The organism is Plastoroseomonas hellenica, from assembly GCF_018129085.1.
Lineage (GTDB): Bacteria > Pseudomonadota > Alphaproteobacteria > Acetobacterales > Acetobacteraceae > Plastoroseomonas > Plastoroseomonas hellenica.
The window spans coordinates 67,252-81,397 of the sequence record NZ_JAAGBB010000026.1; the positions used below are offsets into that span (position 1 = coordinate 67,252).

General features: G+C 70.2%; 14 protein-coding genes. 3 read left to right on the forward strand and 11 right to left on the reverse strand.

What is annotated here, in order from left to right; all coding sequences use genetic code 11:
* Positions 1–34: 34 nt before the first annotated feature.
* The 9 genes from GXW71_RS20725 to GXW71_RS20765 form a co-directional block, all read right to left on the reverse strand.
* The gene (locus GXW71_RS20725; RefSeq protein ID WP_211854619.1) at positions 35–814 is read right to left on the reverse strand and encodes an ABC transporter permease; all 780 of its coding nucleotides are present in this window, start codon (positions 812–814) and stop codon (positions 35–37) included.
* A 59-nt stretch (positions 815–873) separates the two neighbouring features.
* The gene (locus tag GXW71_RS20730; protein ID WP_211854581.1) at positions 874–1,617 is read right to left on the reverse strand and encodes an ABC transporter ATP-binding protein; all 744 of its coding nucleotides are present in this window, start codon (positions 1,615–1,617) and stop codon (positions 874–876) included.
* A gap of 175 nt (positions 1,618–1,792) precedes the next feature.
* Positions 1,793–2,812, reverse strand: a complete 1,020-nt coding sequence (locus tag GXW71_RS20735; RefSeq protein ID WP_211854582.1) for an ABC transporter substrate-binding protein — start codon at positions 2,810–2,812, stop codon at positions 1,793–1,795.
* 79 nt (positions 2,813–2,891) lie between these two features.
* The gene (locus GXW71_RS20740; protein ID WP_211854583.1) at positions 2,892–3,869 is read right to left on the reverse strand and encodes a Bug family tripartite tricarboxylate transporter substrate binding protein; all 978 of its coding nucleotides are present in this window, start codon (positions 3,867–3,869) and stop codon (positions 2,892–2,894) included.
* Positions 3,866–4,762 (reverse strand): NAD(P)-dependent oxidoreductase, encoded by an 897-nt coding sequence (locus tag GXW71_RS20745; protein WP_211854584.1) that lies wholly within the window; start codon positions 4,760–4,762, stop codon positions 3,866–3,868. The genes GXW71_RS20740 and GXW71_RS20745 overlap by 4 nt, the downstream gene beginning before the upstream one ends.
* Positions 4,763–5,071: 309 nt before the next feature.
* Positions 5,072–6,055 (reverse strand): LacI family DNA-binding transcriptional regulator, encoded by a 984-nt coding sequence (locus tag GXW71_RS20750; RefSeq protein ID WP_211854585.1) that lies wholly within the window; start codon positions 6,053–6,055, stop codon positions 5,072–5,074.
* 142 nt (positions 6,056–6,197) lie between these two features.
* A complete protein-coding gene (locus GXW71_RS20755; protein WP_211854586.1) occupies positions 6,198–6,968 on the reverse strand; it encodes an SDR family oxidoreductase in 771 nt (256 codons plus the stop codon).
* 4 nt (positions 6,969–6,972) lie between these two features.
* Positions 6,973–7,941: a Bug family tripartite tricarboxylate transporter substrate binding protein gene (locus GXW71_RS20760; RefSeq protein ID WP_211854587.1), complete on the reverse strand. Its 969-nt coding sequence runs from the start codon at positions 7,939–7,941 to the stop codon at positions 6,973–6,975.
* 139 nt (positions 7,942–8,080) lie between these two features.
* On the reverse strand, positions 8,081–8,884 hold the full coding sequence (locus tag GXW71_RS20765) for an SDR family oxidoreductase (protein WP_211854588.1): 804 nt from the start codon (positions 8,882–8,884) through the stop codon (positions 8,081–8,083).
* A gap of 110 nt (positions 8,885–8,994) precedes the next feature.
* Between GXW71_RS20765 and GXW71_RS20770 the strand changes: the two genes are divergently transcribed.
* The 3 genes from GXW71_RS20770 (at position 8,995) to GXW71_RS20780 (ending at position 12,840) form a co-directional block, all read left to right on the forward strand.
* Positions 8,995–9,969: a Bug family tripartite tricarboxylate transporter substrate binding protein gene (locus tag GXW71_RS20770; protein ID WP_211854589.1), complete on the forward strand. Its 975-nt coding sequence runs from the start codon at positions 8,995–8,997 to the stop codon at positions 9,967–9,969.
* A gap of 13 nt (positions 9,970–9,982) precedes the next feature.
* Complete coding sequence (locus tag GXW71_RS20775) at positions 9,983–11,326, forward strand: MmgE/PrpD family protein (protein WP_211854590.1); 1,344 nt, start codon at positions 9,983–9,985, stop codon at positions 11,324–11,326.
* A gap of 68 nt (positions 11,327–11,394) precedes the next feature.
* Positions 11,395–12,840 (forward strand): MFS transporter, encoded by a 1,446-nt coding sequence (locus GXW71_RS20780; protein WP_211854591.1) that lies wholly within the window; start codon positions 11,395–11,397, stop codon positions 12,838–12,840.
* A gap of 10 nt (positions 12,841–12,850) precedes the next feature.
* On the opposite strand, the gene GXW71_RS20785 is transcribed toward GXW71_RS20780, so the two are convergent.
* Both GXW71_RS20785 and GXW71_RS20790 read right to left on the reverse strand, forming a co-directional pair.
* A complete protein-coding gene (locus GXW71_RS20785) occupies positions 12,851–13,321 on the reverse strand; it encodes a YaiI/YqxD family protein (RefSeq protein WP_211854592.1) in 471 nt (156 codons plus the stop codon).
* Positions 13,318–14,145, reverse strand: a complete 828-nt coding sequence (locus GXW71_RS20790; RefSeq protein WP_211854593.1) for an SDR family NAD(P)-dependent oxidoreductase — start codon at positions 14,143–14,145, stop codon at positions 13,318–13,320. Before GXW71_RS20790 ends, GXW71_RS20785 begins: the two co-directional genes overlap by 4 nt.
* Position 14,146: the final 1 nt, after the last annotated feature.

Sequence of the window (14,146 nt, forward strand, 5' to 3'; positions counted from 1 at the left end):
CGAGGATTGTCTTCAAAGTTTGCCCCCACCTTGCTCACCGCCGCCGATCGACGGCGCTCTCGTGCCAGCGCCGCAGCAATAGGTGGGACAGCAGCGTGAGCGCCAGGAAGATGGCGATGCCGGTGCCGGACACCAGCACCAGCGCCGCGAACATGCGGGGGATCTGGAGCTGGTAGCCGGCTTCCAGGATGCGGAAGGCAAGGCCGGAGGCGTTGCCGCCGGTGCCGGCCACGAATTCCGCGACGATGGCGCCGATCAGCGCCAGGCCGCCGGAAATGCGCAAGCCTGCCAGGAAATAGGGCAGGGCCGTCGGCAGCCTGAGCCGCCAGAGCAGTTGCCAGCGGCTGGCGCGGTAGAGGCGGAACAGGTCCTCCAGGTTGCGGTCGGTGGCGTTCAGCCCGAGCGTGGTGTTCGACAGCACCGGGAAGAAGGCGACGATCCAGGCGCAGATCAGCAGCGAGGCCCAGACGTCATCGACCCAGATGATGATCAGCGGCGCGATGGCGACGATCGGCGTCACCTGCAGGATCACCGCATAGGGAAAGAGCGACAGCTCGATCATCCGGGACTGGGCGAAGACCACGGCCAGCAGCAGGCCGAGCCCGGCCGCGACTGCCAGCGCTGCCGCGGTGATCTGCAGGGTGACCAGCAGCGAGACCGAGAGCGAGGACCAGTCGCGCACCAGGGTGCGCGCGATCTCGACCGGCCCTGGCAGGACATAGGGCGGAATGCCGCGCATCTCGACCAGCGCTTCCCAGCCGGCCAGGAACAGCAGGCCGAGCAGCCCGGGGGCCAGCAGCCGCATCCAGGTCATAGACGTCAGGCCGAGCACGCGCCGCGCGTCGCGCTCCGGCTCCGGCAATGTCAGGCCGCTCATGCCGCCATCGCCAGGTGGAGGCTCTCCGACACCGCGCGGCACTGCGCGGCATAGCCGGCCGAGGTCCGGAATGCCTCGTCGCGCGGCTGCGGCGCATCGATCGGCAGGTCGGCGGCGATGCGGCCTGGGCGGGATGCCATGACCAGGACGCGGCGGGCGAGATAGACGCTCTCGAACACCGAATGGGTGACGAAGACCACGGTGAAGCGCTCCCGCTCCCAGAGCGCCAGCAGGTCGTTGTTCAGGCGGAAGCGGGTGATCTCGTCGAGCGCGGCGAAGGGCTCGTCCATCAGCAGCAGGCGCGGCCTGGTCACCAGCGCCCGGGCGATCGAGACCCGCATGCGCATGCCGCCCGAGAGCGTCCGCGGATAGGCGCCGTGCTGGTCCGTCAGACCGACGCTCTCGAGCGCCGCCATGGCGCGGGCCCGCGCTTCCGGCTTCGGCACGCCGGCGAGGATGAGGGGCAGGGTGACGTTGCCGAGCGCGGTCGCCCAGGGCATCAGCGTCGGCTCCTGAAAGACGAAGCCGATGTCGCGCCGGGCCTCCGGCGACGGCTCGATGCGGCCGGCGGTCGGCGCGTCCAGCCCGGCGATCAGCCGGAGCAGCGTCGACTTGCCGCAGCCGGAAGGGCCGAGAAGCGCGACGAAGTCGCCCTCCACCACCGTAAGCTCGACGCCTTGCACCGCCAGCGTTCCGGTCGCGTAGCGCTTCGCGACGCCCTGCAGCGCGAGCCCACTCATACCGGCCAGCCTATAGGCTGGCCCGGTATGAGAGTCTTTGTTTGGCGCGCGTGGGCCCCATGAACATCGCCTTGCGATGGGAACCCGTCCGCCCCGCCAACCCCGCGCGCGATACCGCCGAGCCTTGTCGCCGACAGGCCAACAGCAAGCAGGTCAGCAGCAAGGCTCGGCGGTATCAAGCGAGGCCGACGCGCTTGTTGACGAAGCGCGTCGTGAAGCCGCGCCGGACGTCGAGGTCGCGCGGATAGAGGCCCGCATCGGCCATGGTGCGGTGAAAGCGGATCCAGCGCTCCTCGGTCATCGCGCCGATCCCAAGCCGGTCGGCATCGCCACTTTTCACGATGCCATGCTCGTTCATCGCGCGCACCGCATAGGCGATCTTGGCATCGTCCATGTCCGGGTTGTCGCGCTTGATCAGCGCATTGGCCGCATCCGTGTTGCGCCCCGCCATGTACTGCGCCCAGCCTTCGATCGACGCATTGACGAAGCGCTGCACCAGGTCCGGCTTCTCCTCCACCATGCGGCGGGAGATGTCGATGGTGGTCTGGTAGTTCTCGTAGCCGGCATCGGCGATCAGGAAGACGCGGGGCCTGGCGCCGGCCTGCATCGCCGCGAAGGGCTCGGCCGAGACGAAGCCCTGCTGGATCGCCATGCGGTCGACCAGGAACGGCGTCAGGTTGAAGTTGTAGGGCCGGATCTGCGCGTCGGTGAAATCGAAGCGGGCGCGCAGGAACGGCCAATAGGTGACGCGGCTCGCGCTGCCGATCAGCATCGGCCGGCCGCGCATGTCCTCGAAGGAATTGATGCCGTTGCCTTCATGCGTCATCAGGATCTGCGGATCCTTCTGCATCATCGCGGCGATGGTCAGGAAAGGCAGGTTCTCCCGCACATAGTTCAGCGCCTGGAAGCCGGTGGACATGATCATGTCCACCCGCCCGCCGATCAGGAGCTGCGCCGGGTTCTGCTGCGGCCCGCCCTGGCGCAGCTCGCATTCGATGCCGTGGCGCCGGTAGATGCCGGCGGCGACCGCCTGGTAGTAGCCGCCCTGCTCGGCCTGGGCGCGCCAATTAGTCTGGAAGCTGACGCGGTCGAGCGACTGCGCCAGCGGCACCCGGGCGCCGGCGACCGCCGCCAGCGTCAGCCCGGTCCCGCCTGCCAGCAGCCGGCGCCGTTCAATCCGATAACGCGTGCGCATCCCGCCCTCCGTGTGGTGGCCGTCCCCGAGGCTGGCCACGATGCGCGAAAGGGCAAGGGGGCCGCCAGCCCCCGAATGGTTATTCGAGGCGGATATTCAGCGCCCGCACCAGGTCCGCCCAGCGCTCCCGGTCCTCGGCGATGAAGCGGCCGAGACCCTCGGGCGTGGTCGTGCTCGGCACCGCCGCCTGGGCGCGGAAGACCTCCGCGACCGCCGGCACCCGGCTGGCTTCCGCGATCGCATGGGCAAGCGTTGTCGCCGCAGCCTCCGGCATGCGGGCCGGGCCGAGCAGGCCGAACCAGTTGCCGCCTTCGACCGCGACGCCGAGCTCGCGCAAGGTCGGCACATTCGGCAGCAGCGGCACCCGCTCGGCCGACGAGACGGCCAGAAGTTTCACGCGGCCGTCCCGGGATGCGGCCTCGGCGCCACCGGCGGTCAGAAACATGCCGTCGACCTGGCCCGCGATGACAGCCGTGATCCCCGGCGCCTGGCCGGTGAAGGGCACGTGCAGCATGTCGAGTCCCGCGGCCTTGATCAGCAGCTCCATCGTCAGGTGGGAGGTGCTGCCGACACCCCAGGACGCGTAGGTGACGCGCCCTGGCGCGCCGCGCACCTTGGCCAGCAAGCCGGCCAGGTCCGTGACGCCGGAGCCCTGGCCGACCACCAGCGCGAAGGGCGCGCGGGCGAAGAGGCTGACCGGGGTGAAGTCGGCGACCGGGTTGTAGGTCAGGCGTGGATAGACTAGCGGGTTGATCGCATGCGTCTCGGCATTGCCGAGGATCAGCGTGTGCCCATCCGGCTGGGCGCGGGCAACCACCTCGGTGCCGAGGGCGCCGGTGGCGCCGGGGCGGTTCTCGATCACCACGGGCTGGCCGAGCGGCCCCTGCATCGCCTGGGCCAGGGAGCGCATGACCACATCGGCGAAGGCGCCCGGCGGCCAGGGGACGATGATGCGCACCGGGCGTTCCGGATAGGCGGCGCGCGCGATGCCGGGCAACGCCAGCGCGGCGCCGAGGGCGAGCGCACCGCGGCGCCCGATCTGGAATGTCCTGTTCATGGCTTGCGGATCTCCACCCCTGCCCATTGCTCGACCGTCCGGGCGACCGCGGTCATGTCGCTGTCGGGGCCGAAGGTCGCGCTGGTGACCGCCATCATCTGGCGCACCGCGCTGCCGACGATCATCGGCACGCCCATCGCCCCTGCCTCGTCGACGCAGAGGCCGACATCCTTGAGCGACAGACCGGTCGCGAAGCCGAAATCGAAGCCGCCGGGGATGACGTGACGCGGGATCTTCTCCTGGGTCGCGCTGTTGCGGCCGCTGCTGGCGTTGATGACCTCGCACATCAATTCGGGGTCGAGCCCGGCCTTCACCCCCATCGCCAGTGCCTCGGAGGAGACGACCAGCGCCGCGACCGAAAGCAGGTTATTGCAGAGCTTCATGACCTGGGCCTGGCCCGGCTTCTCCCCGCAGAAGAAGGTCCTGCCCAGCACCTGCAGGATCGGCTCCAGCGTGTCGTATTCGCCGCGCGGGCCGGAGACCATGATGGCCAAGCTGCCCTTGGCGGCGCCGCCGATGCCGCCGCTGACCGGCGCGTCGAAGGTGCTGCGCCCGGCTTCGGCGAAGGCGGCCGCGACTTCGCCGGCGACGCGCGGACCGGTGGTCGAAAGGTCGACGAAGCGCCGCGCGCGCTGGCCTTCCAGCACGCCACCGGGCCCGATGGCGACCGCGCGCACCACGGCCGGGGTGGGCAGGCTGGCCAGCACGATATCGGCGCGGTCGGCGACCTCCCGCGCGCTCGCCGCGGCGATGGCACCCTTGGCGACCAGGGCCGCGACCGCCGCCTCGGACCGATCATTGACGACGACGCTGTGCCCCGCCTCCAGCAGCCGGGCCGCCATGCGGCTGCCCATCTGCCCCAGCCCGATGAATCCCAGAACCTGATCGGCCATACGGTTCCCTTCCCTCTAGCGATACCAGCCGGCAATGCCGGTCAACGCGGGTTTCATGCCGCTCTGTCGCGGCAATTATGGTATCGATACCATAAGCGACGCAAGCCACCCAGCGCCCACCTGCCCCTTGCGGCCGCAGGCCGCCACTGGTTTCTGCGGGGCGAGCGCAGCGATGCCCCGAGGCCGCGAACGCGGCCCGCGCGCGACCATCCGTCGCGCCGGGCGCGCCCTGACAGCGCGTTAGCCAAGGCCGCGGATGCGGCCGCCGGCGCCTGAGGACAATGATGACTCCGGCGCCTGAGGCCAGAATTACGTACTACTCCGATGGATGATCTCGAAGCGCAGATCCACCGCGACCGCGGCGCGCGAGCGGCCGGTGATGCGGTCCAGCAGCACCTCGGCGCTGCGCCGCCCGATCTCGAGCCGCGGCAGCTTCAGCGTGGTCACCGGCGGCACCAGATGGCCGAGTAGGTCGAAATTGTCGAAGGCCGCGATCGCGACCTTGCCCGGTACCGGCCAGCCGCGCCGCGTGCATTCCAGCACGGCGCCGATCGCCAGCACGTCGCCGGCGAAGAAGATCGCGTCGGGATCGCCGCCGCCCTCCACCAGCCGCAGCAGCGCCTCGGCGCCGGAGGCGAGGCCGGGCGGCATCTCCAGCACCAGGCGCGGATCGGCGGCGAGGCGGCTCTCCTCCAGCGCCGCCAGATAGCCGCGCCGGCGATCCCGGCTGCGCTCATTGGCGGCGAGCGGCAGGCTGACGAAAGCGATGCGGCGATAGCCGAGCCGCGCCAGATGCAAGGTCATGGCGCGCGAGGCATCCTCGTTGGAATAGCTCACCACCATGTCGAGAGGCTCTGGCGTCAGCGTACCATTCTCCACCACCGGCACGCCGGAACGGCGGATCATCGCGACAGCGGCCGGCGAATGGGTGGTGTCGTGCAGGATCAGCCCGGCCACGCGCTGCGCCAGGAAGGCCCGGATGGCCGCCTCTTCCGCCTCCGCGCTGTAGCCGGTATCGGCGATCATGAGCTGGTGGTCATGCCGCCGCAGCACGTCCGAGATGCCCTGGATGGTGCTGCTGAAGAGCGAGTTCTCGATGCTCGGCATGATCAGGCCGACGACGTTGGAGCGGCTGGAGGAGAGGCTGCCTGCCAGCTTGTTCGGCACGTAGCCGACCGCCGCGACCGCCTCCGCGACGCGCTTGCGAACCTCGGGCGAGACCTTTGCCGGATCCTTCAGCGCGCGCGATACCGTCATGGTGGAGACTTGTGCGGCGCGCGCCACGTCGCGCATGCGCGTGGCCCCGTTCTCCCGGTCGGCGCCCTGGAGCGTTTTCCGTTCGCTTGGGCTCACTTCAAATGCTCCAGCCCATTGTTTCGGCGGGGAGATTCACGCCTCCGGACGCTTCCGTCCTCCGGCGATCTGCCCTTGACCATCAGACGGCGCGCACCCAGCCACCATCCACATCCAGAATGGCGCCCTGCACATAGCTGGCGCCAGGCCCGGCGAGGAAGGCCGCGACCTCCGCGATCTCCTCCGGCCTGCCGAAGCGGGCGATGCCGGTCTCGGCCGCGATGGCTGCCGCGGCTTCGGCATCGCCGAGGCCGCGCTCGCGGCCGAGCGTCTCGATCCGCCGGGCCAGCCGATCGGTGCGGATGCTGCCGGGGTTGATCGCGTTCACCCGCACACCGTCCGCGACGCCGCGATCGGCCAGCGCCTTGGTGAAGTTCATCAGTGCGGCGTTGACCGAGCCGCCGATGGTGAAATCGGCGCTGGCGATCCGCCCCCCGACGCCCGCGACCAGGGTGGCGCTGCCGGCGTTGCGGACGAGCTCCGGCCAGGCGGCGCGGCAGAGCCTGACGGCGCCAAACAGCTTCAGCGCATAGCCATCGGCCCAGGCATCGTCGCCGAGGGTCAGGAAGTCGCCGCGTTGGGTGGCGCCGGCGCTGTGCACCACAATGTCGAGCCGCCCGTGGCGCGCCAGCGTCGCCGCCACGGCGCGGTCGCCGGCATCGGATTCGCGCAGATCGACGGCGAAGGCGGAAGCGCCGGGCAGCGCCGTGGCCTCCGCCTCCAGGGCCGCCGCCGAGCGCGCGACCAGTGCCACCGCGGCCCCGGCGGCCGCGAGGCGCCGGGCGATGGCGAGGCCGATGCCCCGGCTCGCGCCGCTGACCAGGGCGACCTTGCCCGTGAGAGGATTGTCCATCGCGCTACTCCAGACGGATATGCGCGTCGCGGACGACGCGGCCGATCTTCTCCATATCCTCGGCCATCACCCGGCCGAAAGCCTCGGCACTGCCGCCGACCACCTCCGCCCCCATGTCCAGCAGCCTCGCCCGCTCCGCCGGCGTGGAGATGATCTCCCCGATCGCGGCGTTGAGACGGGCGACGGCCGCGGGCGCCATATTGGCGGGTCCGAGGCAGCCATACCATTCATCGATGGCATAGCCCGGCAGCCCCGATTCGGCGATGGTCGGCACATCCGGCAGATAGGCCGCGCGCTGGGCGGAGGTCACCGCGATGGCGCGCACCCGCCCGTCGCGCACGAAGGGCAGGGTGGAGCTGGCATTGCCGAACATGAGCTGGATCGCGCCGCCGGCGAGGTCGGTCAGCGCCGGCCCGCCGCCGCGATAGGGCACATGCACCATGTCCGTGCCGGTCATCAGCTTGAACATCTCGCCCGAGATATGCACGGCCGAGCCGATGCCCGGGGAGCCGAAGGCCAGCGCGCCCGGCCGCTGCTTCGCCAGTGCGATCAGCTCGGCAACCGACTGCACCGGCACGGACGGGTGCACCGCCAGGATATTCGCCACCCGCGAATGCATAATGATCGGCGTCGTGTCGCGGATCGGATGCCAGGACTGGCGCTGCATCAGCGGCATGGAGATGACCGTGCTGGTCACCATGCCGAAGGTGTAGCCGTCATTCGGCGCCCGCACGAGCTCGCCTGTCCCGATGGCGCCGGAAGCGCCGCCGCGATTGTCGATCACCACCGGCTGGCCCAGTGCCGCGGCGAGTGGTGGTTGCAACTGCCGCGCCAGGATATCGGTGGTGCCGCCGGGCGGCCAGGTGACGATCAGCCGCACCGGCCGGGTCGGGAAGGCCTGAGCCCCTGCCGCCCGCGGCAGGGCGGCCGTGGCGGCGGCGACGCCTGCTGCGATCATGGTGCGTCTGTTCATTGTCGTTCCCCCCAGAGCGTGATGACCTGAGGCCGGTTCGGCCGAAAAGTCTGAATCACGCGATCAGACAAGGGTTCTGGAGCTTGACCCGTGAGCGCTTGCGAACGGGTCGATCTCCAGCGGCGCATCCGTCGCCCTGTCATCCGGCGGACCAGCCGCCATCCATCGGCAATGCGGTGCCGGTGATGTCACGCGCCGCTGGGCTGCACAGGAAGCTCACCATCGCAGCGATGGCCTCGGCGTCGACGAAGCGCCCGGTCGGCTGCTTGCCGGCGAGGAAGCGGGCGGCGGCGGCCTGCGCGCTGATCCCCGCTTCGTCCATGATGGCGCGGATGCGGGTCTCGATGCTGGGCGTCATGGTCGAACCCGGGCAGACCGCGTTGCAGGTGATGCCGCTTTCGGCGGTCTCCAGCGCGACCGCGCGCGTCAGGCCGATCAGCGCCGTCTTGGTGGTGACATAGCCGACGCGGTCCCGGGTGCCGACCAGGCCGTAGATCGAAGACATGTTGACGATCCGCCCGAAACCACGACGGCGCATGCCCGGCAGCGCCAGGCGGATGGCGTGGAAGGCGGCTGAGAGATTGACCGCGAGGTCCATGTTCCAGGCGGCCGGATCGGTCTTCTCGACCGCGCCGAAATGGCGGGTGGCGGCGTTGTTCACGAGGATGTCGATCGCACCCGCGCTCTCGATCATCGCCGCGATGGCGGCCGGATCGGCGAGGTCGGCGCGGCAATATCGCACCCGTACGCCACTCTCCGCGATCGCCGCGACCGCCGGCGCCGCCTCCTCGGGCGTGGCCAGCCCATGCAGCGCGATGTCGCAGCCGGCGACGGCGAGGCGGCGCGCGATCGCCTGGCCGATGCCGCCCGTGGAGCCGGTGACCAAGGCGAGGCGGCCGCGCAGGGATGGGGCAGTCGAGGCGGATTCTGGGATCGATACCATGGTACAATATTAGAAGAGATGCATGGAGCCGAGCAAGCACCCGGCCACGGCTTTACCGGATGCTTCTCAAAAGGTATCGATACCAAAAATCGCCCTGGGGGATTCGTACCATGCCCAGCCCGTCGCGCCGCTCGCTGCTCGCCGCCGCCACTGCTGTTTTGCCTGTCGCCCATGCGGCCGCCCAGACGGCCGCCTGGCCGCGCCGGCCGGTGCGCCTGCTGGTGCCCTATGCGCCGGGCGGCGGCACTGATGTCTTCGCGCGCACCCTTGCCGAGGGGCTGCGGCCGATCCTCGGCCAGCCGGTGCTGGTGGAGAACCGCGCCGGCGCCAATGGCCTGGTCGGGTCCGAGGTGGTGGCGCGGGGGGAGGCGGACGGGCACCTCTTCCTGGTCGATACCGGCAGCCATGTCATGAACGCCTATGTCATGCCCAACATGCCCTTCCAGCCGCTGCGCGACTTCGCGCCGGTGGCGCTGCTCTCGCGCTTCCCGATGCTGCTCGCGGTCGGCGCGGCGCAGCCCTGGCGCAATGTCACGGAGCTGCTGGCCGCAGCGCGGGCAGCGCCACGCAGCATCGGCTTCGGCACCTCCGACGCCGCCATCTCCTATGCCGGCAACCTCTTCACGCGGCTGGCCGGCGTCGAGATGGTCGAGGTCGCCTATCGCGGCGCCGCGCCAATGCTGAACGACCTGATCGCCGGCCATCTGCCGACCAGTTGGAACAGCACGGTCGCGGCGCTGCCGCATCTCCAGGGCGGGCGCATCCGGGCGCTCGGCGTCACGACCGCCGCCCGCACCTCGCTGCTGCCGGAGGTGCCGACCCTCGCGGAGGCCGGTGTGCCCGGCTACGAATTCGCCGGCTGGTACGGCATGGTCGCCCCGGCCGCACTGCCGCCCGCCATCGCGGTCGCGATGCATGCGGCAATCGCGGAAGCGCTGCGTGATGCCGGCATCCGGGAAAGGCTGAGCCGAATCGGCGCCGATCTTGGTGCGCTCGGGCCCGCCGAATTCGCGACCTTCCTGCGCGAGGACGATGCCCGCTGGGCGCAGGCCGCGCGGGATGGCCTTATCGTGCGTGCGCAGTAGAAGGGCTTCGGGGATGTCAGACAGCACGCGTTTTGCGGGCCAGATCCTGGGGAAATTCGTCGCCGGCTCGGCCTGGGCCGATATCGCCGCCCCGCTGCGTCATGAGGCCAAGCGCTCCATCCTGAATCATCTCGGCTGCGCGCTCGGCGTCGCGCAGGATCCGGCGGTGACGACGGCGCTCTCCGTGATGCGCGCCTTCTCGGGCCTGCCTGCTGCGACGGTGGTTGGGCAAGGCGCGCGTCTGGACCCGATGAGCGCCGCTTTCGTGAATGCCATCGCCTCCAACCTGCTGGACTACGATGACACCCATCTGCGGACCGTGATCCATCCGGCGGCGCCGCTGGCCCCAGCCCTCCTCGCCCTGGCCGAACAGCGCGGCTTCTCCGGCGCTGCGGTCCTGCATGCCTTTCTGCTGGGCGGGGAGGTGGAATGCCGCATCGGCAATGCCGTCTCGCCCGGGCACTATGCGCGGGGCTGGCACATCACCTCCACCTGCGGCGCCTTCGGCGCTGCGGCGGGCTGCGCTAGGCTGCTGGGCCTGGACGCGGAGCGGACCTGGCACGCGATCGGCATCGCCGCGAGCCAGGCGGCGGGGCTGGTCGAGAACCTGCCGACAGCCGCGAAGAATATCGGCGTCGGCAATGCGGCGCGGCACGGCATGCTGGCCGCGCTCTTCGCCGAACAGGGCTACAAGGCGGCCCCCGCCGCGATCGAAGGGCCGCTCGGCTGGGCGCGGGCAACCGGAGACGCCTGCGACATCGGCGCCATCACCGAAGGCCTCGGCAGCGACTGGGAGATCGGGCGCAACACCTACAAGCCCTATCCCGCCGGCATCGTCTTCCACGCCGTCATCGATGCCTGCCTGGAGCTGCGGGACAGCATCGGCGTCCCGCCCGAGGCGATCGCGCGCGTCACCGTCGCGGGCGACGCCCTGCTGCTGGCACGCGGCGACCGCGTGGTGCGGAATGAGCGCGATGCGCGCGTCAGCATCCATCACAGCGCCGCACTCGGCTTCATCCGCGGCCGCGCGGGGGTCGCGGATTTCGAAATGCCGGCGGTGACCGATCCAGCGCTCGCAGCCTTCCGCGCCAAGGTCGTGGCGCTGCTTGACGACAGCCTGCCGCGCGGCGCCGCCACCGTCACCGTGCAGCTTGCGGATGGACGTGAGGCGCGAACCACCGTGACCGCCCCGCGCGGCAGCATCGAGCGCCCGATGAGCGATGCGGAGCTGGAGGCGAAGTTCCGTGACAATGCCGCGATCGGGGGCTTCGTGGGGCGCGCAGACCGGCAGATCGAGGCAATCTGGGAGCTGGAGGCGGCAGCGGAGATCGGGCCGCTCATGGCGCTGCTGGCCTGATCGCTGCGCACCGCCTGCAACGTCAGGCGGTTCCAGGCGTTCCCGCCCTGGCGCCAGGGGGAACTGCCATGGACGACGCACGGCGAGAGTCGGCGATCTTCACCACCGATGTGCCGGGCCGGCTCGACCGCCTGCCCTGGTCCCGCTTCCACTGGCTGGTCTGCGTCGGCCTCGGCGTCACCTGGATCCTCGATGGGCTGGAGGTGACGCTGGTCGGCTCGCTCGGCCCGGCGATCCACAACAGCCCTTCCCTGGCGCTGACCGAAACCCAGGTCGGCCTGACCGCCTCCGCCTATCTCGCGGGCGCGGTGCTTGGGGCGCTGCTGTTCGGCTGGCTGACTGATCGCCTCGGCCGCAAGCGGCTCTTCACCATCACCGTGCTGGTCTACATGTTGGCGACCATGGCGACCGGCCTCGCATGGGATGTCTGGTCCTTCGCGCTGTTCCGCTTCCTGACCGGCGCCGGCATCGGCGGCGAATATGCCGCGGTGAACTCCGCGATCCAGGAGTTGATCCCGGCGCGGCGGCGCGGCACCACCGACCTCGCGATCAACGGTACCTTCTGGGGCGGGGCCGCGCTCGGCGCGGTCGCGGCGCTGGTGGTGCTCAATCCCGCCATCATCGATCCCGAGATCGGCTGGCGCATCGCCTTCGTGGTGGGCGGTGGGCTCTCGCTTGTGGTGCTGGTGCTGCGACGCTGGATTCCCGAAAGCCCACGCTGGCTGATGACACATGGCCGGCCGGAGGAGGCCGAGCGCATCGTCGCCGAGATCGAGGCCCGGGTCGCAGCGGAGCGTGGGCCTTTGCCGCCGCCGGCGTACGGGCCGATCCGCCTGCACCGGCGCGCCCATGTCACGATCGCCGAGGTGGTGCATGCGATGTTCCACAGGCACCGGGACCGCAGCATCCTGGCGCTGACCCTGATGGCCTGCCAGGCCTTCTGCTACAATGGCGTCTTCTTCACCTATGCGCTGGTGCTGACGAAATTCTACGATATCCCGGCCGCGCATATGGGCTGGTTCATGCTGCCCTTCGCGATCGGTAACCTGATGGGGCCGCTGCTGCTGGGCCCGCTCTTCGATTCCGTCGGCCGGCGGGTGATGATCACCGCGACCTACGGCATCGCCGGCGGGCTGATGGCGCTGACCGCGGTGCTCTTCGCGGCCGAGCTGCTCTCTGCCTGGCAGCAGACCGCGATGTGGACGGCGATCTTCTTCGTCGCCTCTGCTGCCGCCTCCGCTGCCTATCTGACGGTCGGCGAGAGCTTTCCGCTCGAGATGCGCGCCATGGGCATCGCGGTGTTCTACGCCATCGGCACCGGGGTCGGTGGCATCTTCGCGCCGCTCATCTTCGGCGTGCTGATCCAAGGCGGCGAGCGGATGGAGCTGCTTTGGGGTTATCTGCTCGGGGCCGGGCTCATGCTGCTGGCGGCAGGAGTGGAATGGCGGCTCGGCTTCGCCGCTGAGCGCCAGCCGCTGGAGTCGGTCGCGGCGCCCTTCGGGCAGGCGGACTGAAGTCCCTTCGCTATCCCTTGCCGACCTGATCGCGTAGCGCCGCCATGACCACGCGGTCCAGCGCCGAGAGGAAGCGGGACCGGTCGGCCTGCGCCATCGGTGCCGGGCCGCCCGCATTGGCGCCGATCTCTCTGAGATGCCGGGACAGCTCCCGCCCAGCCAGCGCGCTGCCGATATTGGCCGGCGTGAACTCATGCCCCTTATGGGTGATGACGCGGGCACCCTTCTCCAGGCAACGGGCGGCGAGCGGGATGTCGGCGGTGATGCAGACATCGCTGGCCGTCGCGTTCTCCGCGATCCAGTCATCGGCCTTGTCGGCGCCTTCGGCGACGATCACCAGGCGCGCCTTCGGCAACGGCGGCGGCCGCACCGGCCGCGCGCCATTGGTCACCAGCACCAGCGGCAGGTCGAGCCGTGCGGCGACACGGTAGATCTCCTCCCGCACCGGGCAGGCATCGGCATCGACCAGGATGGTGGTCACGATGTCCTGCCAGCAATGGGCGCCGGGGAGGCGAGGCTGGTCTGGCCCGCGCTGGTGCCGGCATCGACCGGCACGGTCTGTCCGGTCACCCAGCGTGCGGCCGGGGAGACCAGCCAGGCGATCGCCTCCGCCACGTCCCAGGCGGTGCCCTCGGTCTTCAGCAGCGTTGCCTCCGCCCGCGCCTGCCGCGCCGCCTCATCGACGCCGCGCACCGCGACCATCGGGGTGAAGACATAGCCGGGCGCCACGCAGTTCACCCGGATCCCCTCCGGCCCGTGATGCGCCGCCATGGCGCGGGTCATCTGCACGATGGCGCCCTTCGATGTCGCATAGAGCAGGCCTTTGTGCCCGCCCTGCAGCCCGGCGATCGAAGAGAGGTTCACGATCGCGCCGCTGCCATGCTTCCGCATCACCGGGATCGCGTACTTCGACATCAGCATCACCGAGCCGACATTGACGCGCATGGCGTGATCCCAGGCCGCGGGATCGACCTCCACCGCATTGCCCGGCGGGCCGGAGATGCCGACATTGTTGATCAGGATGTCGAGCCGGCCCCAATTCGCCACCGCCTTGGCGACCGCCGCCTCGCATTGCGCTGAAACGGTGACGTCGGCGGTCAGCGTGTCACAGGTGCCGCCTTCCGCTGTAATGGCGCGCGCGGTCGCCTCCATCCAGGCGCTTTCCACATCCAGCAGCAGCACCTTCGCGCCGCGTCGCGCCAGCAGGATGGATGTAGCGCGGCCATTGCCGATCCCCTCGGTGCGGGACCCAGCGCCGGTGACGATCGCGACCTGGCCGGCGAGGGAGATGGTGTCGTCCGCCATC